Annotated in this window: 23 protein-coding genes and 2 tRNA genes; 14 read left to right on the forward strand and 11 right to left on the reverse strand. The window is 50.2% G+C overall.

All coding sequences use genetic code 11. From position 1 onward, the window contains the following. Nucleotides 1-6: 6 nt before the first annotated feature. Complete coding sequence (locus MA2_RS06210) at nucleotides 7-786, reverse strand: YbjN domain-containing protein (RefSeq protein WP_067058018.1); 780 nt, start codon at nucleotides 784-786, stop codon at nucleotides 7-9. A 106-nt stretch (nucleotides 787-892) separates the two neighbouring features. Between MA2_RS06210 and ccmA the strand changes: the two genes are divergently transcribed. The 5 genes from ccmA to ccmE all read left to right on the forward strand — a co-directional run bounded on the left by ccmA (nucleotide 893) and on the right by ccmE (nucleotide 4,232). Next, a complete protein-coding gene (ccmA, locus tag MA2_RS06215; protein ID WP_245945268.1) occupies nucleotides 893-1,615 on the forward strand; it encodes a cytochrome c biogenesis heme-transporting ATPase CcmA in 723 nt (240 codons plus the stop codon). Between the two features lie 38 nt (nucleotides 1,616-1,653). Next, on the forward strand, nucleotides 1,654-2,325 hold the full coding sequence (locus tag MA2_RS06220; protein WP_067058020.1) for a heme exporter protein CcmB: 672 nt from the start codon (nucleotides 1,654-1,656) through the stop codon (nucleotides 2,323-2,325). A gap of 127 nt (nucleotides 2,326-2,452) precedes the next feature. After that, on the forward strand, nucleotides 2,453-3,265 hold the full coding sequence (gene ccmC / locus MA2_RS06225; RefSeq protein ID WP_067058022.1) for a heme ABC transporter permease CcmC: 813 nt from the start codon (nucleotides 2,453-2,455) through the stop codon (nucleotides 3,263-3,265). A 35-nt stretch (nucleotides 3,266-3,300) separates the two neighbouring features. Further along, the gene (gene ccmD, locus MA2_RS06230; RefSeq protein ID WP_067058024.1) at nucleotides 3,301-3,543 is read left to right on the forward strand and encodes a heme exporter protein CcmD; all 243 of its coding nucleotides are present in this window, start codon (nucleotides 3,301-3,303) and stop codon (nucleotides 3,541-3,543) included. Nucleotides 3,544-3,749: 206 nt separating this feature from the next. After that, the gene (gene ccmE / locus MA2_RS06235; protein ID WP_067058140.1) at nucleotides 3,750-4,232 is read left to right on the forward strand and encodes a cytochrome c maturation protein CcmE; all 483 of its coding nucleotides are present in this window, start codon (nucleotides 3,750-3,752) and stop codon (nucleotides 4,230-4,232) included. 184 nt (nucleotides 4,233-4,416) lie between these two features. On the opposite strand, the gene MA2_RS06240 is transcribed toward ccmE, so the two are convergent. The 5 genes from MA2_RS06240 to hisF form a co-directional block, all read right to left on the reverse strand. Next, nucleotides 4,417-4,833: a hypothetical protein gene (locus tag MA2_RS06240; protein WP_067058025.1), complete on the reverse strand. Its 417-nt coding sequence runs from the start codon at nucleotides 4,831-4,833 to the stop codon at nucleotides 4,417-4,419. 351 nt (nucleotides 4,834-5,184) lie between these two features. Next, a complete protein-coding gene (locus tag MA2_RS06245) occupies nucleotides 5,185-5,718 on the reverse strand; it encodes a dihydrofolate reductase (RefSeq protein WP_067058027.1) in 534 nt (177 codons plus the stop codon). Nucleotides 5,719-5,761: 43 nt separating this feature from the next. Further along, nucleotides 5,762-6,622 (reverse strand): thymidylate synthase, encoded by an 861-nt coding sequence (locus MA2_RS06250; RefSeq protein WP_067058029.1) that lies wholly within the window; start codon nucleotides 6,620-6,622, stop codon nucleotides 5,762-5,764. Next, on the reverse strand, nucleotides 6,619-7,554 hold the full coding sequence (gene lgt, locus MA2_RS06255) for a prolipoprotein diacylglyceryl transferase (RefSeq protein WP_067058031.1): 936 nt from the start codon (nucleotides 7,552-7,554) through the stop codon (nucleotides 6,619-6,621). The genes MA2_RS06250 and lgt overlap by 4 nt, the downstream gene beginning before the upstream one ends. A gap of 138 nt (nucleotides 7,555-7,692) precedes the next feature. After that, nucleotides 7,693-8,451 carry an imidazole glycerol phosphate synthase subunit HisF gene (gene hisF / locus MA2_RS06260; protein ID WP_067058033.1) on the reverse strand — a complete coding sequence of 253 codons (759 nt, stop codon included), beginning with the start codon at nucleotides 8,449-8,451 and terminating at the stop codon, nucleotides 7,693-7,695. 373 nt (nucleotides 8,452-8,824) lie between these two features. On the opposite strand from hisF, the gene MA2_RS06265 reads away from it, so the two are divergent. The 3 genes from MA2_RS06265 to MA2_RS06275 all read left to right on the forward strand — a co-directional run bounded on the left by MA2_RS06265 (nucleotide 8,825) and on the right by MA2_RS06275 (nucleotide 12,032). Then, the gene (locus MA2_RS06265) at nucleotides 8,825-9,805 is read left to right on the forward strand and encodes a homoserine kinase (RefSeq protein ID WP_067058035.1); all 981 of its coding nucleotides are present in this window, start codon (nucleotides 8,825-8,827) and stop codon (nucleotides 9,803-9,805) included. Between the two features lie 388 nt (nucleotides 9,806-10,193). Next, nucleotides 10,194-11,090 (forward strand): class II glutamine amidotransferase, encoded by an 897-nt coding sequence (locus MA2_RS06270; RefSeq protein WP_067058037.1) that lies wholly within the window; start codon nucleotides 10,194-10,196, stop codon nucleotides 11,088-11,090. A 36-nt stretch (nucleotides 11,091-11,126) separates the two neighbouring features. Then, entirely contained in the window at nucleotides 11,127-12,032 is a 906-nt protein-coding gene (locus MA2_RS06275) for a histone deacetylase family protein (RefSeq protein ID WP_067058039.1), read from the forward strand. Between the two features lie 485 nt (nucleotides 12,033-12,517). Here the strand turns inward: MA2_RS06275 and crcB are convergent, their stop codons facing one another. From crcB to MA2_RS06290, 3 genes are all read right to left on the reverse strand, one after another. Next, the gene (gene crcB / locus MA2_RS06280) at nucleotides 12,518-12,898 is read right to left on the reverse strand and encodes a fluoride efflux transporter CrcB (protein WP_067058041.1); all 381 of its coding nucleotides are present in this window, start codon (nucleotides 12,896-12,898) and stop codon (nucleotides 12,518-12,520) included. Continuing rightward, nucleotides 12,899-14,050: an aminotransferase class V-fold PLP-dependent enzyme gene (locus tag MA2_RS06285; protein WP_067058142.1), complete on the reverse strand. Its 1,152-nt coding sequence runs from the start codon at nucleotides 14,048-14,050 to the stop codon at nucleotides 12,899-12,901. Between the two features lie 169 nt (nucleotides 14,051-14,219). Further along, nucleotides 14,220-14,918: a metal-dependent hydrolase gene (locus tag MA2_RS06290; RefSeq protein ID WP_067058144.1), complete on the reverse strand. Its 699-nt coding sequence runs from the start codon at nucleotides 14,916-14,918 to the stop codon at nucleotides 14,220-14,222. A 265-nt stretch (nucleotides 14,919-15,183) separates the two neighbouring features. On the opposite strand from MA2_RS06290, the gene MA2_RS06295 reads away from it, so the two are divergent. After that, the gene (locus MA2_RS06295; RefSeq protein WP_245945269.1) at nucleotides 15,184-17,334 is read left to right on the forward strand and encodes a bifunctional 2',3'-cyclic-nucleotide 2'-phosphodiesterase/3'-nucleotidase; all 2,151 of its coding nucleotides are present in this window, start codon (nucleotides 15,184-15,186) and stop codon (nucleotides 17,332-17,334) included. Between the two features lie 119 nt (nucleotides 17,335-17,453). On the opposite strand, the gene MA2_RS06300 is transcribed toward MA2_RS06295, so the two are convergent. Both MA2_RS06300 and MA2_RS06305 read right to left on the reverse strand, forming a co-directional pair. Next, a tRNA-Glu gene (locus MA2_RS06300) sits at nucleotides 17,454-17,529 on the reverse strand. Nucleotides 17,530-17,614: 85 nt separating this feature from the next. Next, nucleotides 17,615-17,690, reverse strand: a tRNA-Ala gene (locus MA2_RS06305). Between the two features lie 345 nt (nucleotides 17,691-18,035). Between MA2_RS06305 and MA2_RS06310 the strand changes: the two genes are divergently transcribed. From MA2_RS06310 to ypfJ, 5 genes are all read left to right on the forward strand, one after another. Continuing rightward, a complete protein-coding gene (locus MA2_RS06310) occupies nucleotides 18,036-18,668 on the forward strand; it encodes a DedA family protein (RefSeq protein WP_079352046.1) in 633 nt (210 codons plus the stop codon). A gap of 138 nt (nucleotides 18,669-18,806) precedes the next feature. Next, nucleotides 18,807-19,721: a CBS domain-containing protein gene (locus tag MA2_RS06315; RefSeq protein WP_067058045.1), complete on the forward strand. Its 915-nt coding sequence runs from the start codon at nucleotides 18,807-18,809 to the stop codon at nucleotides 19,719-19,721. 86 nt (nucleotides 19,722-19,807) lie between these two features. Then, complete coding sequence (gene lnt / locus MA2_RS06320; protein ID WP_067058047.1) at nucleotides 19,808-21,391, forward strand: apolipoprotein N-acyltransferase; 1,584 nt, start codon at nucleotides 19,808-19,810, stop codon at nucleotides 21,389-21,391. A 182-nt stretch (nucleotides 21,392-21,573) separates the two neighbouring features. Then, nucleotides 21,574-22,050, forward strand: a complete 477-nt coding sequence (locus MA2_RS06325) for a hypothetical protein (RefSeq protein WP_067058048.1) — start codon at nucleotides 21,574-21,576, stop codon at nucleotides 22,048-22,050. 237 nt (nucleotides 22,051-22,287) lie between these two features. Next, on the forward strand, nucleotides 22,288-23,169 hold the full coding sequence (gene ypfJ / locus MA2_RS06330; RefSeq protein WP_067058050.1) for a KPN_02809 family neutral zinc metallopeptidase: 882 nt from the start codon (nucleotides 22,288-22,290) through the stop codon (nucleotides 23,167-23,169). Nucleotides 23,170-23,199 lie beyond the last annotated feature (30 nt).

Genomic DNA, 23,199 nt, shown 5'->3' on the forward strand with positions numbered 1-23,199 from the left:
AATATTTTATTGGCGGCTGTCACTGGCTAAATAAAACGTCGTTGCTTGCTCTAGATATAACATCTGCTCAAACGCATCGCTTAGCGTGGCGGCAGGTGTGTCTAGCTGCGTCAATTGTTCCAACGTGTCATACAAACGGCTGGTCATGGCAAAGTTACTGTTGAGTAAATAGCCAATCACGCCATCATCTAATCCTGTCACCTCGATATCCAGTGAGGTTTTAAAACGCAGCTCGCCATCGCTCAAATCCAATTCCAAATTACCAATCACCAAGTCATAATTGAGTTGCGTTAGGCTGACCACAAGACTTGCACGGTGGCTATCAGGCACCCGAAATGGCAAAATGCTATAAACCACCAGCAGTTGCTGGGTCTCAAAATAACGCACCATGCAGCCCCACGTATGCGTTTCATCCGAAATTTGCATGGTAAAATGGTGCACGGGTGCAGGCGGCTCATCATCGGGCATGTTGGCTGCTGTTGTGGGCGCGTGATACGTAAATTTGTAGTCTAGCTGCTCAAGTGCATGCTCGATATCACGCGCAGTAATCGGCGCGCCTTTGGGGCGAACGCTGTAGCGGATATAAGTAGCAGACGAGCGACTGTCTGGTTCACGGTGTGCATCGTCCGCTGGTGTATGACCGGCCGACGTGTCCTCGGTGGCGGTATGATCGCTCAAGGCATTGGCTTGATCATCGGATGCTAAGCGGTCAGGCTGCTCACTGCTTTTGCTACTCAAGGCTTGTTTGAGGCGTTGAAACAGGCTAAGGGATTTTTTTTGCGACATACCACACAACGTTTGGTTAAAAAATTGCTTAAGAATTGGTGCTAAGACTGACTATTTTAGCAAGCTTCGGTATAATGCGGACAAGTTTTTTTTAGCAAAAACGTGTATGCCCAGCTTTCGCCCTGCCTTTTTGCCTTTGACTGGAATTGAGCCTGTCTTTGACGGGCATTTTTGTGACATGCCGATGAATTTGTCCCCCTTTGATGCTACTTTGCCACACGACGCGCAGCTTACCTGCCGTGGGCTTGATGTCATACGCGGTGAGGTGGTACTGTGTTCCGATGTCGATCTGACGCTAAACGCAGGTGATATTTGCCATCTAACGGGTGAAAATGGTACAGGCAAAACCACGTTGCTGCACCAGTTGGCAGGGCTGTTGCCCATTGAGCAGGGCGAAGTGTTGTGGCAAGGACAACCGATGTTGCCGCCGCAGCCTGTGTATATCGGGCATCAAGTCGGTATCGACAGCCAGCTGACAGTGGCGCAAAATTTGCGGTTTTTGTTGGCGTTGTATGACGTGACACCTAAGGCGGATGCCTTGGCAGAGGCGTTGGCATGGGCTGGTTTAGCAGGGTTTGATGACGTGGCGTGTTATCAGCTATCGGCAGGGCAGACGCGGCGCGTGGGACTGGCGCGGTTGTGGTTTGCCCACGTGTGTCCGCTGTGGCTGCTTGATGAGCCACTGACAGCACTAGACGGCGCGATGATACAACGGCTTGAGGCGCGAATGACGCAATACGCGGCGCATGGTGGCACGGTGTTGGTCACCAGTCATCAGACATTACAGGTTGCTAACAAGCGATTGGATTTAACCGCATTTATGGTTTAGGTGTTAAGCGGTCTGATTTTGGGTAAAAAGGCAAATCAATGAGCGTGGGCTTTGGCACGTTGTGGCGACGTGAATGGCAGTTAAAACAACAACATACGGTGCAATGGCTGTATCCGTTGGTACTGTTTTTGCTGATTGTGACGCTATTTCCGCTGGCATTGGGCACAGAGGTCAATCTACTGCGCCAGCTTGCTGTGCCTGCGGTGTGGATTGCCGCGCTGTTGGCATTGCTATTGGGTACTGATGGGCTGTTTCGTGCTGAGCGTGATAACGGCGTGTTGGCGCAGTTGATGGTAGCGCGCACGCCGTTGCCCTTGTGGGTGTTGGCGCGACTTGCCGTGCATTGGCTGACCAGCGCAGGGCTGGTGACGGTGCTGGCGATGTTGGCGATGCCGCTGTTTGGTCTGCCTGCCAAGAGTACATGGGCGTTGATGGCGTCGATTGTTGCAGGCAGTCCGCTGTTGCTGTGCCTGTCGGCGATTGCCAGCAGCTTGACGTTATCGCTAAAAAGTGGGGCGGTGCTTGTGCCGCTGATCGCGTTGCCAATGCAGTTGCCTGTATTGATTTTTGCCACAGGCGCGGTGGAGCGTGTCGGCATGGGCATGGATGGTTTACCAATTTTGGCATTGTTGTTGGCAGGTAGCATCGTGGCGGTACTGGTCACGCCGTGGGTAATTGGCTATACTTTAAAATTGTCGTGGTTGAGCTGATAAGACAGATGAAAACCTTGCCAAAATCGCCTAAAATAAGCCGCTGATTTAACACATATTTACGCGCCCAAAAATCGTTGGGTCGGCTGATATGATACCCACTGATGTTGCACGCTTAGGCACCTAAATGGCAGACCACACCCCAAACGCCGCCCAAACTTCCGCGCCCAACGCCTCGCTATGGGCGCGCGCTTGGCAAGGCTTTTTAAAAACCGTTGGCACCAAAGAATTCTATCGCATTTTTGCGCCGTGGGTACGCTACCTTGCCGCACTGGCAGCCCTGCTTTTGACGGTGGGCAGCGTGTGGGGATTGGCGTTTGCGCCGCCCGACTACCTACAGGGCAACAGTTACCGTATTATTTTTATCCACGTGCCAGCCGCCAGCCTTGCGCTGTCGATTTATATGGCGATGGCGGTGTTGGGTGTGATTTTTTTGGTGTGGAAAATTAAAACCGCCAATTTGGTCGCGCAAGCGCTCGCACCTGTGGGATTTGTGCTGTGTGTGCTTAGCTTGATAACAGGTTCGATTTGGGCAAAGCCGACGTGGGGCACGTTTTGGGTGTGGGACGCGCGGCTGACCAGTATGCTGATTTTGGCATTTTTGTACGCAGGCGTGATGGCACTGTTTGCCGCGTTTGAGCATTCCGCCAGCCGTGGCAAAGCCGCTGCCGTGTTGTCAGTCGTCGGTGCGGTCAATCTACCCATCATCAAATATTCGGTAAACTGGTGGAACACGCTGCACCAAGGCGCAACCTTCACTTTAACCGCGCGCCCAAAAATGCCGCCCGAGATGTATCTACCACTGCTGCTGATGCTATTGGGCAGCTATTGTTTGGTGGCGGCGTTGGCGATTTATCGCACCAACAGCCTGATTTTGCAGCGCGAACGCGGCAAAGCGTGGGTGGTGGCGGCGTGTCAATCGCAAGCAAAATCGCGCTAGTATGCAGTATCAACCATAATGGCACAAGGTGCACCATGAGCCCATATTTTGACAACCTCAATGATTTTATCGCCATGGGCGGCCACGGGCGTTATGTCTGGGCAAGCTATGGCTTGACGCTGCTTGCCATCATCGGCTTGATGGTACAAAGCCGCGCCCAACGCCGTCGCATCCAGCGCGACATCCTAAACCAACATGCGCGCCAGACCTCACGTCGGCAAAAACGCCATGCCACACAGCCAACCGCCAATTCACCACAAGACCCTTCCCAAAAGTAGCGCAAACATGATCCGTTGTGCCGCTTTTTTGTCTTTTTTTTTGCCGTTACTTTGTTGATTGACGTGCATCAATTTGCTGCTAAAAACATGGTATAATCAACACATTAGCCGCACTTACGCGTTCCTACAAGCGGCTACAAGTGGTTTAAAGTTTGTAAGGCTCAAGTGAGATAGCTATGGCAACAGCAAGTGCAAATCCCCTTAGCATGAATCCCGTGCGGCAAAAAAAATTGCTATGGGTGTTGGCGACGTTGGCAGGGGCGGTGATCGCTGTGGTGTTGGTGCTGTATGCCATCGGACAGCAGACCGACTACTACTATGATCCAACCGCCATCAGCGCAGGTAAAGCACCGCAAGATACGCGTATTCGCGCAGGTGGCATGGTGGTGCGTGGTAGCGTGCAGCGCGACACTACCGACCCTTTGCAGGTCAATTTTAAAATCACCGATTTTAAATCCACCGTGCCCGTGACATATCACGGCATTTTGCCCGATCTATTTGCCGAAGGCTCGGGCGTGGTCGCCACAGGTGAGCTCAATGGCAACACCTTTCAGGCCAAAGAAGTATTAGCCAAGCATGACGAAAACTATATGCCGCCTGAAGTTGCCAAGTCATTAAAAACCGAACACCAAGCACGTGGTGTGGACACGCAGCGTGCCGAGTTTGATCCTCAAACCATGAAGCAATAGCACAACTTATGCAATGCTGCACGATGGGTGTGCAGCGTTTACCAACCTAACAACTAAAACTTACATAAAAAAAAGGAGCCGTCTATCAACGTCTCCTTTTTTGTTTGTTGTGCTTATGGGTTTAGACCATAAGCCAGATGCTGCTAAGCAGCTTTTACGTGATCAACGTAAAAAAACTGGCTTATTATTGTTGGCTGGCATCAGGAATTGTGTTAGCGTTTGATGCATCTGGAATAGCAGTTGCATTGCTGTCTGCAGGCGCTGCCGTGGTATCAACTGGCGCAGCATTGGCATCAGCAGGTTCTACCGCATTGTCAGCTGGCATAGCAGTGGTATCAACAGGCGCAGTAGCAGTTGCGGTGTTGTCCATTGGCATTGCGCCAGCGTCCGCAGTTGCAGAGGCGTCAGCAGTTTCTACCACAACAGTAGAAGCAACGATGTTTGCGTCAGCAACATTTGAAGCAGGTACTTCAACAACTGCTGGTTCAGCAGTGGTGGTAGAAGCAGCGTCAGTAGCAGGTGCTTCTGGTTGTTTGTTACACGCGGTTAGGGCTAAAGCAGCGGCAACCACGCTAGATACAGCGATAAGTTTGGTATTCATGAGGTATACTCCATAGGAAAATAACCCCGTGCGTTAAACCATCTAACCGCTGGGCGATAGGACACACGGGCGTACAACGTTCCACATTTTAGCCGAAAATAATAGCAAACAAAATAGCTTTTTATCCAAAATTGTAACAATTTGACAAACTGTAGCAAATTGCATTTACACTTGCACCTAGATAGGTGAGTTTTGACAAAATTGGTAATGAAAACGACCAAATCGCTTAAATTTTAAAAAAAGATATCTTATTTGCGCTCGCTAAAAAATGACCTATTTTAACCCAATATGCAAGGTTTGAATAGGATTTTTACAAAAAAGTTTGGGCTATGTTAAATTTTTAGCGTTTTTTTAGTGTTGGCGTTGATAGTGAATGAAACGAAATGCCAAACCGCTTTGGTCATCGTGTTGCCATTCACTGGTTGTTTGGGCGACAAAATCCGCAGGAATGGTAGGGTAAAATGCCGTACCGTCGGGTATGTCAGTGTCCACTTCGGTGATCTCTAGGCGATCGGTGATTGGCATAGTTTCGCCAAATACGCGCTCACCGCCAATCAGCCACAGTGTCGTTACCTCACGTGCGCGCGCGTGCTCGGCGGCTTGTGTGAGTGCGTCATCTAGATTGTGACAAACAATGACATCCGCGTCCGTCATACGCGCTGCCCAATCTGTGTCACGGGTGATGACGATGTTGGCGCGGTTAGGTAGCGGTCTGCCCATGGATTCAAAGGTTTTGCGCCCCATGATGACCACACCGCGTTGGGTCAGGCGTTTAAAGTGTTGTAAATCCGCTGAAATGTACCACGGGAGCTGATTGTCTTTGCCAATCACGTGATTACGGCTAATGGCAGCGATTTGGGCGACTTCAAAGTGATGATAGCTCATGTTTGACCTGTGTGTTTTGCATTATTTTGACGAAACGGTGCTGTTATACCGCGACATCGGCTTTGATTGTTGGATGGCATCGGTAGTTTTCGATGGTGATATCGGCAAAATCAAACGCAAAAATGTCATCAACGGCAGGATTGAGGCGCAGTGTTGGCAGTGAGTAAGGGGTACGCGATAACTGCTCATGCACCTGTGCCAAATGATTTTGATAAATATGGCAGTCGCCGCCTGTCCAAATAAATTCGCCAACCTGTAACCCACAAACTTGTGCGACCATATGAGTCAAAAGCGCGTAACTGGCAATGTTAAATGGCACGCCCAAAAACAAATCCGCCGAGCGTTGGTATAACTGACACGACAGCCGCCCATCGGCAACAAAAAACTGGAACAAGGTGTGGCACGGTGGCAAGGCAACCTCGCCTGCTTCTTTGGGGTTCCAGCCCGATACAATCAAACGCCGAGAGTTGGGGTTGGTTTTGATTTCATCGATCAGCCAGCGAATTTGGTCAAAACCGTCTTGGTTGTAGCTGCCATCGTCGTTTTGACTTGCGCCAAAGTTGCGCCACTGGTGCCCATAAACCGCGCCCAGTTCGCCCTCAGGCTTACCAAAACGTGCGGTTTGCTCGGCGGTTGCCCATTCGTTCCAGATGCGCACGCCATGGTCTTGCAAATATTTAACATGCGTATCACCACGCAAAAACCACAACAGCTCATAAATCACGCTTTTGGTATGGATTTTTTTGGTGGTTAAAAGTGGAAAACCATCGGTCAAATCAAAACGCATGTGCGCGCCAAAATAGCTTAGCGTACCCGTGCCCGTGCGGTCACCCTTAGGTGTACCGTGCGCCAAAACCCAACGCAACAGATCTAAATACGCGGCTTCATTTTTACTGGTAATCATGTGCGTGTCTCTTGTGTGTGTGCCCCATGTGTATGTGCTAACGGATGGCTGGTAGGCAGCCCGTCATAAATCGGGCGGCGGTACGCTTGCCACAGTAGCAACACGCCAAAAATCACCATCGGTAGGCTGTACAACTGCCCCTTGCTCATCCAACCAAAAAATAACGCATAACCGACATCAGGCTGGCGGAAAAACTCGGTACAAAACCGTGCCACGCCATAGCCCAGCAAAAATACCCCCGACACCGCCATACGTGGGCGCGGTTTGGCAGCAAACCACCACAGCAAAATAAATAACAGCACGCCCTCGGTAAACGCTTGATACAACTGTGACGGATGGCGCGGTAGCAGCCAATAGCCATTGACGTTTTCGGCAATGCGTTGCCACGCAGGGTGCAGCGACAACTGCTCATAGTCAGCATTTGCCGCCTGCGGAAACAACATCAGCCAACTATAGCCACCTTCTGAGACGCGCCCCCACAGCTCACCGTTGATAAAATTGCCAATGCGTCCAAATAATAGTCCCGTTGGCACACACGGCGCGATAAAATCCAACACATTAAAAATCGGCTTTTTGTACTTGCGCGCAAACAATAACATCGCCAGCAACACACCGACAAAACCGCCGTGAAACGACATACCACCTTGCTGAATTTTGAACAAATACAACGGGTTAGCTAAAAATTCGCTAAACTGATATAGCAGCACATAGCCAATGCGTCCGCCCAAAATTACACCCATCGCCCCATAAAATACCAAATCTGCCACCATATCAGGTGTCCAGTCTGCGCGCCGCTTGGTGCGATACCACGCCAGACCATAGGCAAACGCAAACGCTAACAGGTACATTAGCCCATACCAGTGCGCCTGCACAAAACCTAAGTCCAGCGCGACGGGGTTGGGTTGGGGGTGAATTAAGGTCAGCACAATCATGGCACGTCCAGCAACAAGGCAGTTAAGCGGATAAAAAACGGCGGATGCTACGGCAAAAAATTTGCCAAAAATGGCGTTATCATAGCATTTTTGCCAGCGTTTTTAGCATCATGGCGGCAAAAATTTCGCACAGCCGACCTACAGGCGCACCGCCACGCCTTGCTGCGCCAAAAATTGCTTGGCTTGACCAATTGTGTATTCGCCAAAGTGAAAAATGCTTGCTGCCAGCACCGCATCCGCGCCGCCTTCGGTGATACCATCCGCCAAATGCTGCAAATTGCCCACACCGCCTGAGGCAATCACAGGCACACTGACCGTCTCGGTAATACGCCGCATCAAGGCCAAATCATAGCCGCGTTTAGTGCCGTCTGCGTCCATGGAGGTGATCAACAATTCGCCTGCGCCCAAATCTGCCATGCGCACTGCCCAATCCACCGCGTCAATACCTGTCGGCTTACGCCCCCCATGGGTAAAAATCTCCCAACGCCCATCAGCGACTTGTTTGGCATCAATCGCCACCACGATGCATTGGTTGCCAAACCGTGCTGCCGCCTCCCCGACAAATTCGGGATGAAAAATCGCCGCTGAGTTGATTGCCACCTTATCCGCGCCTGCATTGAGCAGTTGGCGGATATCCTCAATTTTACGCACCCCACCGCCCACCGTCAGCGGTACAAACACCGTTGACGCCATGCGCTCAACCATGTGATACGTCGTATCGCGCCCATGATGGGTAGCGGTGATATCCAAAAAGGTGATCTCATCTGCGCCTTGTTCATTGTAACGCTGTGCCACCTCGACAGGATCACCTGCGTCTTTAATATCGACAAATTGCACGCCCTTGACCACGCGACCGTTATCGACATCAAGGCAGGGGATAATACGTTTGGCAAGCATGCTAAGTCCTTTTTTAAATGAGTGAATTTAAGTGCGTTAATCAAGTGCGACACGGGCAAGGGTTGTGCTATGATGGCAATCTACACCACTTACCCAAAAATTTGGCGATTAAGTTGGTTATCATAGCTTGACTATGGCTAAATTACTAGGGCGTGTCCCGATTTGGATAATGTGGCTAAAAATTGACGCAATCGCCAGCAAAATAAAGCAAATTGTGCAGACAATATGGCAATATTAGCAAACTATTTAGCGCAATTTTGCCAGATTGAGGCATTTTTCGACCCTTAAAATACTTTGTCCTAAATTATTGTTCTAAATTAAAGGCACGCCCTAGACAACGACCAGCTGCTATCTAAGTGAATTTGGAAAACCCATGTCCGTTTACACCCAACTTACCGAACAACAATTCAATGATTTTTGCCAAGCGTTTGGCGTGGCGTTTGCCCGTGCTATACCAATTACCCAAGGTATTAAAAACAGCAACTGGTTTATTGAAACACAAACCGACGCGACAGGCACGCCATCGTGGGTATTGACGTTGTTTGAAGAGCGAAAACCACACGAAATCCAAAAAATGGCGATTATCCTAGACCGCCTAAAAACCGATTTGCCCGTCGCTGCGCCCAAACGTGCCACCAACGGCGAATTTTTGCTGTATTTTGACAACAAAGCCATCACGCTTGCCCCTAAATTAGCAGGCAGCCATCCTACGACGATTGACCGCGATATGTGTCGGCAGATGGGCGAGGCGTTGGCGGTGCTGCACGCGCGGCTGCAAGACTTGACCCCTGCAGCAAATTATGGCGTGGAGCTGTACCCGTGGCATCTGGTGCGTGACCGCGAAACCCAGTTTATGCCCAAAGATGAAGCCACCCTCATGCACGATATTTGGCAAGCGTATGACAATTTACCACATGATGCGTTGCCAACAGGGCTGTGTCATCTAGATATGTTTGCCGATAACACGCTATGGCAGGCAAAAGACGGCAAGCAAGTCTTAAGCGGTTTGCTAGATTTTACCGAAGTGAGCGTGGAGGCGTTTGTCATGGATATCGCCATCACCATCAATGACTTTTGCACGGCATGGGGCAATGCCGAAACAGGCGAGCGCGTGGCATTTGACCGCGACAAAATGCAGGCGTTTTTGGCGGGCTACCAAGCCGTGCGCCCATTGAATAATGCTGAGCAACACGCCTTGCCTGTGATGTTGGCAAAAGCGGCGGTGATTTTTTGGCTATTGCGCTTGAATGTGATTTATTACAATCGCCAACAGGGGCGCACAGGTGAGCATATCATGGTCAAAAATCCTGATTTGATGAAGCGGTTGGCAGCGTATCATTGGGCGAATGTTTGACTTCCTCCCCTCCCTAAAGTGAGGGGATTCCTTCTGCAAGACGGTGAAGCCCCACCGCAAACCTAAGACAATGGCAACCGCCCGTACGACACACCGTACATCTTAGGTTCTTATTTTAAGCTAATCCTACCGTTAGGATTGTCATAGACACGAATTAGCTTAAGTGTGTGTTTGGAAACGTCTTACCAGTTAAGTTACTGCGTACTCGCAATTTAGTCTTAACTTAACTGTGGAATGTAAGACATTGAATATAGTGAGATGAGTATAGCAAAACTCATCGCATTTAACAATTGCCTTATATCCACCGCCTGAAGTCGGTGGTTTTACGGCAACGAATGATAAATAGTTGTTTATAACGTATTGTAAAGTAACGTGATTAGGTATTCCCATGTGTCAGCTACTCGGCATGAATTGTAATACCCCCACCGACATTGGCTTTAGCTTTGCAGGCTTTCGGCGGCGCGGTGGGCTGACCGATCACCACGCGGATGGCTTTGGCATCGCATTTTTTGAGCCCAGTTCTGTGGAGGGGGCTGCGGCTGGCAGCCATATGGGTAAGGCAGGCTTGCGGTTATTTTATGACGACAAACCGAGCCACTGCTCACCGATTGCCGACTTGATCAACCATCACCCCATCAAGGCGATGAACGTCATCGCGCATATTCGCAAAGCCACCCAAGGCAAACTGTGTCTTGCCAATACCCATCCGTTTGTGCGTGAAGTGTGGGGCGAGCAATGGGCGTTTGCCCACAATGGACAATTACAAAGCGAATTTATCGCCCGATTGCCAAACGTGAGCACACAATATCAGCCCGTGGGCAGCACCGATTCGGAGCAAGCGTTTTGCTATTTGCTCAATCGCCTCAAACAAGCCTTTGATGCCCCGCCCAATGACGCGACGTTGTTTGCGTTTTTGACCCAAATTTGTCGTGAATTGGCAGGACAAGGCTTGTTTAATTGCTTATTGTCTAACGGTCGCTGGCAGTTGGCATACGCTGGCAGTTTGTTGTTTTACTTGACCCGTCAAGCACCATTTGGGCAGGCAACGCTTGCTGATGATGACTTGTCGATTGACTTTAGCGAGGTCACCACCGACAACGACAAAGTCACCGTATTGGTCACCATTCCTTTGACCAGTAACGAAATCTGGCAACAGCTGGCAGTCGATGAATGCGTGGTTTTTGAGCAAGGCAGCAAGGTATTTGCCGACCGTCCCGACGCACCGCGCTATTTGAGCATTGATGAAGGCATTGCTATCGCTCGCCGCGTTGGCGCAAGTGTGTAAGGTTAATTTTTTAGGATAAAAAAGTTAGGTTAAACCATGCTCAAAGTCGCCTTTTCGCCGATTTTTGTCTATCATGTGCCCGAACGCCACCGCTTTCCTATGCAAAAATATCCACTGATGGTTGAACGACTGTTGGCAGAAGGTACGCTCAGTGAAGCCAATTTATTTGCCCCAACGCCTGCAACTGATGATGAGATTTTGACCACCCACACCGCCGCATACTGGCACGCGCTGCAAACACAAACCCTTGATCGCAAAGCGGCACGCGCGATTGGTTTTGAGATGACCCCGCAACTGGTCGAGCGCGCGCGTTATATTAGCCATGCCAGTTACGAGTGCGCGCTGTACGCCCAGCAATACGGCGTGGCGATGAACGTGGCAGGTGGCACACACCATGCGTTTGCTGATCATGGTGAAGGCTTTTGTGTGCTCAATGATTTTGCGATCACCAGTAACTTGCTACTCAAGCGTGGGCAGGCGCGGCAGATTTTAATTGTGGATTTGGATGTCCATCAAGGCAACGGCACGGCGAGCATTTTTGCTAATGAGCCGCGCGTGTTTACCTTTAGTATGCACGGGGCAAAAAACTACCCGTTTCGCAAGCAGGTATCGGATTTGGATATCGAGCTTGCCAACGACACAGGCGATGATGAATATTTGACGATTTTGGGCGACACCCTACCCAGACTAATCAACGAGGTTAAACCCGATATGCTGTTGTATCAAGCCGCTGTTGATGTGTTGGCGACTGACAAACTGGGCAAATTGGCATTGACGCAAACAGGCTGTTTGGCGCGTGATGAAATCGTGTTCAACCATGCCAAGCAGCACGGCATCCCCGTGGCGGTGAGTATGGGCGGTGGCTATTCGGCAGACGTGGATGACGTGGTCGAGGCGCACTGCAACACATTTCGCTTAGCGCAGCGCTTGTATTTTTCTTAAGCCAACTATTTTTGCAATTGACTTCCTCCCCTCCCTAAAGTGAGGGGATTCCTTCTGCAAGACGGTGAAGCCCCACCGCAAACCTAAGACAATGGCAACCGCCCGTACGACACACCGTACATCTTAGGTTCTTATTTCAAGCTAATCCTACCGTTAGGATTGTCTTAGACACGAATTAGCTTAAGTGTGTGTTTGGAAACGTCTTACCAGTTAAGTTACTGCGTACTCGCAATTTAGTCTTAACTTAACTGTGGAATGTAAGACATTGAATATAGTGAGATGAGTATAGCAAATCTTATAGAGTTAAGCAATTGCCTTATATCCACCGCCTAAAGGCGGTGGTTTTACGGCAACGAATGATAAAAATTGGGTAGTGGTTTGGGCTATATTATTTCCCAAGCATTAGACCAAAGGACTAGCGTTTTTTGGACTGATGCTAAGCTTGGTTTTCATCAGACTATCCTTTTTAACGAAAATTCAACCGCTTAGCGATTTGCCCACCAGTCATAACACGCTAAGCCCAACGCCGTGCAAATCAGCGAACCGCCCACATGCACGGCAATGCCCGTCAGAGCCGCCATAAGCCGCGTACGCTGCAACAAATCTAACATCTCAAGCGAAAACGTGGAAAATGTCGTCAATGCGCCACAAAATCCTGTCACCAATAGCAATTTGATATTCGGGCTAAGTGTGCTGTTGGCAAGCCATGCGGTGGCTAAGCCGATGATAAACGCGCCTAATAAGTTTGCTGTCAGCGTACCAAGTGGCAGGCTGACGAACAGCGGATTGAGCCATTGACCAATGCCCCAACGCAGCCACGCGCCAAGCACTGCACCAACAGCAATAGCAAGTAGCGAATACGGCAATTAGCCCTCTGCCAAAACGTTTTGTAAGCCTTGTTGAAAGTGTTGCACCGTGCGATCGATATCGGTCAGCTTATCAAGCCCAAACAACCCAACGCGGAAGGTCTTAAAGCTGTCAGGTTCACCGATTTTTAGCGGTACACCACTGGCGATTTGTAGCCCATGTTTGGCAAATGCCGCGCCGCTTTTGATGTCGTCACGGTCGGTATACACCACCACCACACCCGGTGCTTGGTAGCCTTCTGCCGCCACACTAGCAAAGCCGTGACGGCTGAGCAAATTGCGGATCTTTTGCCCCAGTTGCCATTGTGCGTCGTTGAGCGTAGCAAGTCCCACAGTTTTGGCTTCGGCGATGGTATCGCGGAACTGGCGTAGCCCATCGGTCGGCATGGTGGCAAAGTAGGCATGTCCGCCGTTTTCATAGGCGCGCATGATATTTAGCCATTGTTTTAAATCCAACCCAAAACTGGTTGATTCACTGGCATCCACGCGTGCTACCGCCGTTTGGTTCATCATCACAAGCCCCGCGCATGGCGTGCTTGCCCAGCCCTTTTGCGGGGCAGAAATCAGCACATCAATGCCAAGCGTCTGCATATCAAGCCACACGCAACCTGAGGCAATACAATCAATCACCAACAAGCCACCAACGCTGTGTACCGCGTCACTCAACGCTTTGATGTAGTCATCGGGCAAGATAATGCCTGCCGCCGTCTCGACATGCGGCGCAAAGACCACCGCAGGTTTGTGTTCATAAATCGCCGCCACCGCCGTGTCAATATCAACAGGCGCGTAGGCTTGATTGGGTGTGTGGTCATCGGCGGCATGGGCAGTCAAGACACGCGCATGGGGCGTGATGCGTGCTTTATCGATGATTTGCGTCCAGCGATAGCTAAACCAACCGTTGCGGATAATCAACACGTCTTTGTCGGTCGCCAACTGCCGCGCCACCGCTTCCATCGCGTATGTGCCTGTCCCTGGGATGATTGCCACTGCATCAGCGTGATACACGGCTTTAAGATCGGCAGACAAATCACGCATGACTTGTTGAAACTGCTGTGACATGTGGTTCAATGCGCGGTCGGTATACACCACCGAAAACTCAAGCAAGCCATCAGGGTCAATGTGGGGGTTTAAGTCGGGGCGTAGGGCAGGCATGGTAAGTCCTTTTTTTGTGTTATTAAAAAAATTTTGTGTCATTAAAACACGTTCAAAAATTGCGTATGGTTACAACCAATCAAATGCTCAGCCAGTTTAGCAAAAATCGTATTTTGATGGCAAAACGTTTTTTAGCCGCCAAAGTTCAGTCTTTAAACCCATCATCAACCTAAAAAGCTGGCAGCAAATTTGCCTGTAAAATCCGCCAACTCATCGGGTCAGTCACCGTTTGCCAAAACAGCGCAAACGGCGGCGCAAACACCACCAGCACCGCCAATAGCGCGTACAGTCCAACATACCAACGCGCGCGCTTGCGCTCAAACACCTTAAATGCCGTGCCAAACGATTTTTTTAAGCGTAGCCCAAACACATTCACACTATACAGCTCATCAAGCAGCAGATGAATCAACGCGCCACACCACAAAAACGCGCCCAAAAACCAACTCACCACCACGCCGTTTTTTAAGCCAAAAAAACTAACATACACCAGCCCCAACGCCAGCACCGCCATATACGGCAGTGAATGCACCATCCCGCGGTGCATCGTCAAGCGTGAAAACGTCGCCAACACGCCATAGCGCATGATGGCATACACCAACAGCCCCAGCGCGCACAGCGATAACAAAGACAGCCTTGGCGACCAATAAATCACCAACCCAAACGCCACCAAAATTGACAGCAGGCTAAACCCGACCCGCGCAGGCAGCGAATGGTCAAGGTCAATATCAGGCAGCAGTCCGCCCACCGTACCCGTGACCGCGCACAACACAAACTCCGTGCCGCTGACCATGCCTGCTTTATAAATCACCAAGCTTGCCGCCGCGCTTGCCACACATGCCACCGTGAAATGGGTATGAAAATTTGCCATCGTCTGATCCTTATATTTGCTTGGCATTATAAAGGTTATCGGCAAATCACCGCAAAGCGATTGGCGCGATATATAGCCAAAGACGGTGCAAAATTTTTTGCCCAAACGCACCTGACGGCTTGCTTTTGTCACGTTACGGTAACATGGTTACGCTAATCTTACGCCGCGTGGCTGGTGTTTGGCGCAATGGTGGAGCAAAAACCATGCCATTTACCAATAAGCCAACTTTTGTTTATAAAAAATATTTGCCAAAACAGGAAAAACCATGAACCTAAACGTAACAATCAATCGTCCGAACACCTTGCGACGTGCCGTACGCCATGCCTTGCACATCGGTATGCCAAGCCTACTACTTGCCGTCGGGCTGACCGCGTGTAACGATGACGACAACGAAACCAAAATCGTTGCCGTGCAACCTGCCGACAACGCCAACGCAGGCAACAATAACACCAACACGGGTAACAACAACGGCAATACCAACACCACACCTGCCAACACCAGCCTAAACTTAGCCCTACTAGAAACCACCGACCTACACACCAACATCTTAAGCTACGACTACTACAAACTGGCAGAAGACAAATCACTGGGGCTTGAGCGCACTGCCACCTTAATCAAACAAGCGCGCCAAGACTACCCCAACAACGTGCTGCTTGACGATGGCGACACCATTCAAGGCACCGCACTTGCGGACTATCAAGCCGTCATCAACCCCGTCAAATGCGACGAAACGCTGGCGATTTATAAAGTCATGAATGACTTAAAATTTGACGCAGGCACGATTGGCAACCATGAATTTAACTACGGCTTAAACTTTCTTAACCAAGTCACAGGCAGCCAATTTAACGTCGATGGCGTGACCAACCGCGCCCAGCCTTGCCAAGGCCCTAACTTCCCATTGGTGCTGTCAAACGTATGGAGCGTCAAGAGCGGACAGCCGCTATTTAAGCCCTACCAAATCATCACCAAAACCTTCACCGCGACCAAACCTGACGGCAGCCAAGTGCAAGTGCCCATCAAAATCGGCGTGATTGGCTTTACCACCCCTGGCATCATGACATGGGACAAAAATTGGCTAGAAGGCAAAGTCACCACCCAAGGTGCCAAAGAAATGGCAGAAAAATACGTGCCACAAATGCGCAAAGAAGGTGCAGATATCGTCGTTGCCCTGTCACACGGCGGGCTTGATACCTCAAGCTACAGCCCAACCATGGAAAATGCCAGCTACTACATTGCACAAGTACCAGGTATTGACGCGCTGTTCATGGGGCATTCACACCAATCATTCCCCGATAAAAACAGCACCAACCCAAACTGGAACGCAGCAGGCGTGGATAAAGAAAAAGGCACCATCCATGGCGTGCCTGCGACCATGGCAAACCAATGGGGCAGAAGCCTAGGCGTAATCAAACTCAACTTGGTTTATGATGGGCAAAAATGGAACGTCAAAAAAGACGCGACCGAAGTTGAGCTACGCAACATTCAAAACGCTGACAAAACTTACGTCGCCGCTGATCCACAAGTCAGCAAACTGGTTGCCGATGCTCACCAAGCCACCATTAACTACGTCAAAACCCCGATTGGCACCACCAACTTCCCGATGACCAGCTACTTTGCTGACGTGGGCGACGTATCAGCCATTCAAATCGTCAATCAGGCGCAAGCCAGCTACGTTGCCGACTACATCAACGCCAACTTGCCGCAGTACAAAGGCGTACCTGTACTGTCAGTGAGCGCACCATTTAAGAGCGGCTACGCTGGCGCGAATGACTTCACCGATGTTGCCCAAGGCAACGTTGCCATCAATAACGCCGCCGACTTGTACCTATACCCCAACACCGTATCAGCGGTCATGGTCACAGGCAGCGACATCAAAAAATGGCTAGAAAACGCCGCCAAACGCTTCAACAAAATCGACCCAAACAAAAAAGATACTCAATATCTGACCAGCACCTTCCCAGGTTACAACTTCGATATCTTTACCACCCCTGACGTGCATTATGAAATTGATGTCACCCAACCTGTGGGCAGTCGTATCAAAAACCTGACCTACCAAGGTCAGCCCATGGCAGATACCGCCCAATTCATCATCGCAACCAACAACTACCGCGCTTCTGGCTTAAGCAAATACGCAGGCATTGCCGATGGCAAAACCATTTATTCTGCGCCAGATGCCAACCGCGACGTATTGATTGACTACATCAAAGCTGTCAAAAACCTCACCCGTGCCCAAAACGGCAGCGCGCGTAGCTGGCAGTTCACCAAAGTGATGACCCAAGGCCCTGTGTTGTTCAAATCTGCACCGAACAAAATCGAGCTTGCCAAAGCTGCTGGCATCAACAACGTCATACAGCTCAACAATGACGACGGACAAGGCAAGGGGTTAGCCGATTATCAAATCGACTTGAGCAAATAAATTTTAGCTACACATCAAAAAATCCCTCACGCCAGCGTGGGGGATTTTTGTTGAAACCGTACTTTGGTTGATGACAAAAAAAATCGCCCATCTCAACAGACGGGCGATTTTGGAATAAGTGGCGTCCCCACGGGGATTCGAACCCCGGTTACCGCCGTGAAAGGGCGATGTCCTAGGCCTCTAGACGATGGGGACGCAATGCAAGTAGTCAATTTTTAAGCGTATAAGTATCGCTGAGCGAGATTACAGCTTAAAAACTACTTTGAGAGGATCTAAGATTTGGTGGAGCTAAGCGGAGTCGAACCGCTGACCCCTACAATGCCATTGTAGTGCTCTACCAACTGAGCTATAGCCCCAAAATTTGGGAGTGTTTGGGATCATGCGGTATGCTACCCAACACCATCTTAAATCCATTGCCTAAGAGTGCGCGTATTTTATGGAATCGTGCTTGGCTTGTCAAGCATAAATCGAAAAAAATTATCGATTATAATTATGCGGCGGTTTTAGCAAGTTTTTTAGCGTGTTGTGGGCGCTTAAAATAGTTTTGCTATGTCTGCAGCCTGCTATAATAGCGTAATTTTAATAGCGTAATTTTGGCGTATAGTGTTTTTGTATATTTGGCGCGTTTTTACACGCTATTTTAATCAAAATAGACGCGGTTTTGGCAGTGACCGATTTGAGCAGGGATGAGCAGGGTAATGATGGCATTGATTGATTTTATTTTGCATATCGGTGCGCACCTTGAGGCACTGGTGGCGCAATATGGCACATGGATTTATGCTATTTTGTTTGTCATTGTGTTTTGTGAGACGGGACTGGTGGTGTTGCCATTTTTGCCAGGGGATTCGATGTTGTTTGCCGCAGGTGCGATTGCGGCGGTGGGTGGAATGAATATTTTTGCCCTAATTGGCACGTTGATTGGCGCGGCGATTCTTGGTGATTGGTTGAATTTTGAAATCGGTAAGCACTATGGGCGCAGGCTGTTTGCTAATCCTAATTCGCGTATTTTTCGCCAAAGTTATTTGCACAAAACCGAGCAGTATTTTGCCAAATATGGCGGACGCACGGTGATGATTGCGCGGTTTATTCCGATTGTGCGTACATTTGCGCCGTTTGTGGCAGGTATGGGGCAGATGTCGTACGGGTATTTTTTGCGTTATAACGTTGTCGGGGCGGTGGTGTGGGTGACGCTGTTTAGCCTGCTGGGTTATTTTTTTGGGCAGTTGCCGTTTGTCAAAACGCATTTTTCATGGATTTTGTTGGCAATTATTGTCATTTCAATTTTGCCTATGGTGATTGAGATGGCGCGCGCGTGGTCTAAGTCTAGGGCATAGTTGATTTTTTGGGACAAAAATTGGCTGAAAAAATAGCTTGTTATGATACCAAGACTTTTTACCAAAAATCGCGCTTGCATTCCGCCTAGGCTTGCGGTATGGTTGAAAAATCTTTTGCCATAAGAGGTCGTACGTCGTATGTCAGACGACAACGCAAGCCCATCGGGCAGTAGCTGGTCACGGGGACTCAAACGCTGGTTGTCCACCGCGCCTGAAACCCGTGACGAACTGGTCAAATTGGTGCATGATTCGCGCAAGTTTTTGGAGCCCGACACCGTCGATATGCTTGAGGGTGTGCTTGATTTGCCTGCCACCTTGGTGCATGAAATCATGACCCCCATCAGCCATGTGGTCAGCTTTACCGAAGACCAACATCTTGCCGATATCATGGCGGTGTTTGTTGAGACCACGCATTCGCGTTACCCTGTGTTTGGGCAAGACCCGAACAATCAGCAAGAAACCGTCAAAGGTATTTTGGTGACCAAAGATGTCATTCCGTATTTGGTGCAGGCTGCCAAAGGTGAGGCTACAGGTGACTTTAACGTCATGAATTGGGTGCGTCAGCCGATTTATGTTAGCGAAAATGCGCGTTCAGACAACCTGCTGCGCCTGTTTCAAAAACACCAAATGCACATGGCGATTGTGATTGATGAGTTTGGCAATACCGCAGGCGTGGTGACGATGGAGGATTTGCTTGAGGAGATCGTCGGTGATATTGTCGATGAGCACGATGACTTGGGCGAAGACAGTTCGATGTATCACATTGTGCCTGCAGCGGCAGGTGGCGCGGCACTGGGCAAAGACTGCTGGATTATCCAGTCTTTAACACCGATTACGGAGTGCAACGAGCAGCTGGGCACGACGTTTGATACCGAGGATGTCACCACGATGGGTGGACTGGTCATGCAGCACTTGGGCGATGTCCATGAGGTGCTCGGGCAGACGGTGTATGTGGATAATTGCCGCTTGACGGTGCTGACAGCACAAGACCGCTTTATTCAAACCATTGAATTGGTCAAAGATTTTGCGCCACCTGATGCCGAGACGCTGTGACGCTTATTGGGTCACGCTAAAAATATAATACGTTGTAACATGGCACATGCAAACGCAAGTTTGCCAGTAATTGTGATAAAAAATCTATGCGTATAACCACGCAAACTTTACGTCAGCGGCGTTTGGTCAGTACCCAGGAGCAAGCGTCTGAGTATGTACCGCGCGGCAGATTTGTCGCGCATTTGTTGTTGGCATGGCTGGCAGGTGCGGTATTCGTGTTTGCCCTTGCGCCCTATGGGGTGTGGGGTGTGGCATTGCTATCGCCTGCGGTGCTGTACGCGCTGTTGTTGCCAAACCTTACCAATGCGCGCGCGTTTTGGCTTGGTGAAGCGTATGGCATGGGGCTGTGGTGCGTCGGTGCGTTTTGGCTGTATACCTCGATTCACACCTATGGCGATACGCCAATGTGGCTTGCGCTGCTGTTGATTGCAGGCATGGGCGCGATCATGGGGTTGTTTCATGCGGTGCTGGCGTTGGTGTTCAACCGCTTGGGCAAGCAGCCGTTTGCCTTTGCTGCGCTGTGGATGATACAAGAATGGCTCAAAACGTGGCTATTCACGGGTTTTCCGTGGCTGTTTGTGGGTTATGCTTACACCGAACAACCATGGCTGACCAGCCTTGCACCTGTGTTTGGCGTGTTTGCGCTATCGTTTGTTTCGGTGCTTGCGTCGGCAAGTGCGGTTGAGGCATTGCGCCGCCGTTATCGGTTTTTGCTGCCTGTGGCACTGTGTTTGTTGGCAAGCGTGGCGCTGTATTGGCGTGCCCCATCATGGACCACGCCAACAAACGCGCGTCCGCTGTCGGTGTCGCTGATTCAAGGCAATATTCCCCAAGATTTAAAATGGCTGCAAGAATACCAAATCCAAACGTTGGCGATTTATGCAGGTTTGAGCAAAACCGAGTGGGGGCGTGACATCGTGCTATGGCCAGAATCCTCCATTCCGATGTTTCAAATTGATGCCATGCCGTTTATCAGCCAAGTCGCCAACATCGCCAAACAACATAACACCGCGTGGCTGACGGGTATACCGTATGTGGATGTCGCCGAATACAATCCCAAAATCGATGCCTATGAGCCGTTTTATAACAGTGTGATTGCGCTGGGCGCGGACGCCAAAGGCTTGTATAAAAAACAAAATTTGGTACCTGTGGGCGAATACATCCCGCTTGAGGGCGCGCTGAACTGGCTATTGCCAGATTTGATGGGCGGTGAGATGAGCTTTCGTGCAGGCAAGCCCAACCAAGCACCGCTGGCGGTCAAAAACCAGCATATTGGCGTGGCGGTATGCTATGAAGTTGCCTATCCTGATACTACCCGTCACAATGCGCACGGCAGTAACTTTTTACTTACCGTATCCAATGACGCGTGGTTTGGCACATCGGCAGGCCCGTTGCAGCATTTGCAAATGGTACAAATGCGAGCAATCGAAACGGGGCGTTGGTTTATGCGCGCGACCAACACAGGGGTAACTGCCATTATCAATGACAAAGGGCAGATTGTGGCACGCGCGCCGCAATTTACGCGCACCGTACTGCGTGGTGAGGTGCAGCCGCGGCAAGGCGATACGCCGTTTATGCGTTGGGGTAGCTATCCTGTGCTGTTACTCAGCGCGTTATTAACCATCATGAGCGCGTTAGGACAACGTCATGCCCGTACGCGCGCACGCTAACCATTTCCCCAATTCGGTTAAGGTTTTATGTGTCGTCCTGTCGCACTTGAGCAAAAATTGCTATATAATAGCAACAAACTTGCGTATAATAGTTGCAGCGCACGCTGGCGGCTTTTTTGCAAGCGACCTTATTATCGTTATAACCCTTGGCAGCGTGACGGCGCATAGGTTGGGAGAAAGCAATGGCGCATCAACATCATGACGTGGTAGAAAAGAACACCAAAAACGAACTCATCATGACGTTGGTTGGGGTGTTGGCGTTTGCATCCATCGTTTTATTAATCAGCGTATCAAGCTACTTACGCCCAGCAGGGCAGCACATTGATGTAGCAAAACTCAACGCTGAAGCGGCAAGCTCAGGTGTTGCTAGCACACCAATGAGCGTGGCACAGGCGGTTGATGCATCTGCCGTTAGCACCACCGATGCAGTTACCGTACCAACCGACAGCACCACAGTATCGGCACCAAACACCAGTGTAGATAGCCCTGATAACGCAGTAATGACACCTGCTAGCGAACCTACCGCGGTAGCAAAACAATCCACAATCAATGAGCGCAACGCATCAACCGCTGAAGCCAAAGGCGAAATCAAAGAAAACACAGGCGCACTACCTGATGTTGCGCCACCTGTTGCCTCAGCCGTTGATACACCAAAATAAACGCCTTGGTTGATTGCGGCAGTTTTTACACGCCATCAGCAGGCAAATGTGCCTCATGCATTTTAAAAAAACCTCAGCTTGACTGGGGTTTTTTTTAATTGGTTTGTATCGTGTCAGTTGCAGCCGCTAGCAAATTGAGCTTGATTATTTTAAACTGGCAAAAAATTTTGAGGTTAGGCTTGGCAAAGTGAATGACAAACGCGCAGTAGCCAGCCAACGACAGTAAAGGCAAACGCTATGAAATGGGAAGACAGACAGGGCAGTTCTAACATTGGTATCGGTGGCGCAGCAGCAGGCGGTGGGATCGGTACATTGATTTTGGGCGGCATTTTATGGTTGGTGTTTGGCATGGATCCAATGACTGCTATGCAAACCAGCCGCGCAGTCACAGGCGCAGGCAGCCAACAAACGCGCCCACTGGACAACGAAAACGCCACACGCGACCAACGCTTTGCCTCGGTAGTACTGGCGGATACCGAAGCGGTGTGGCAGCAAGTATTTGCCGAAAATGGCGCGCAATACCGCGAACCTAAGATGATTTTATTTAGTGGTAGCGTGCGCTCAGGTTGTGGTAGCGCGACCTCTGCCACAGGGCCGTTTTATTGCCCTGCTGACCAACGCGTGTATTTAGACACGTCGTTTTTCCAAGAGATGCGCCAACAGCTTGGTATCACAGGTGACATTCAAGGCTCAGGCGATGCGCAGAACCGCAACAGCGCAGGTGACTTTGCCGAAGCATATGTGATTGCACACGAAGTTGGGCACCATGTGCAAAACTTGATGGGAATTAGTGAAAAAGTCAGCGAAGCAAGCCGCACGGTGTCAAAGGCGCAAGCCAACAACCTGTCGGTGCGCCAAGAGCTGCAAGCCGACTGTTTTGCAGGGGTATGGGCAAACCGCAACGAACAGCGCGTGCACTTTTTGGAAGAAGGCGACATCCAAGAAGCAATCCAAGCTGCCCACCAAATCGGCGATGATCGCCTAGCACAGGCGGCAGGGCGTGCTGTTGTGCCCGACAGCTTCACCCATGGCACCAGCGAGCAGCGCATGACGTGGTTCTCACGCGGGTTAAAAAACGGCAATATTGCCGATTGCGATACCTTTAGTGGTGGGATTTAAGCCAATTTAGCCATAACAAAACACAAAAAG

It is taken from the genome of Moraxella atlantae NBRC 14588 (assembly GCF_001591265.1).
Taxonomy (GTDB): Bacteria; Pseudomonadota; Gammaproteobacteria; order Pseudomonadales; family Moraxellaceae; genus Faucicola; species Faucicola atlantae.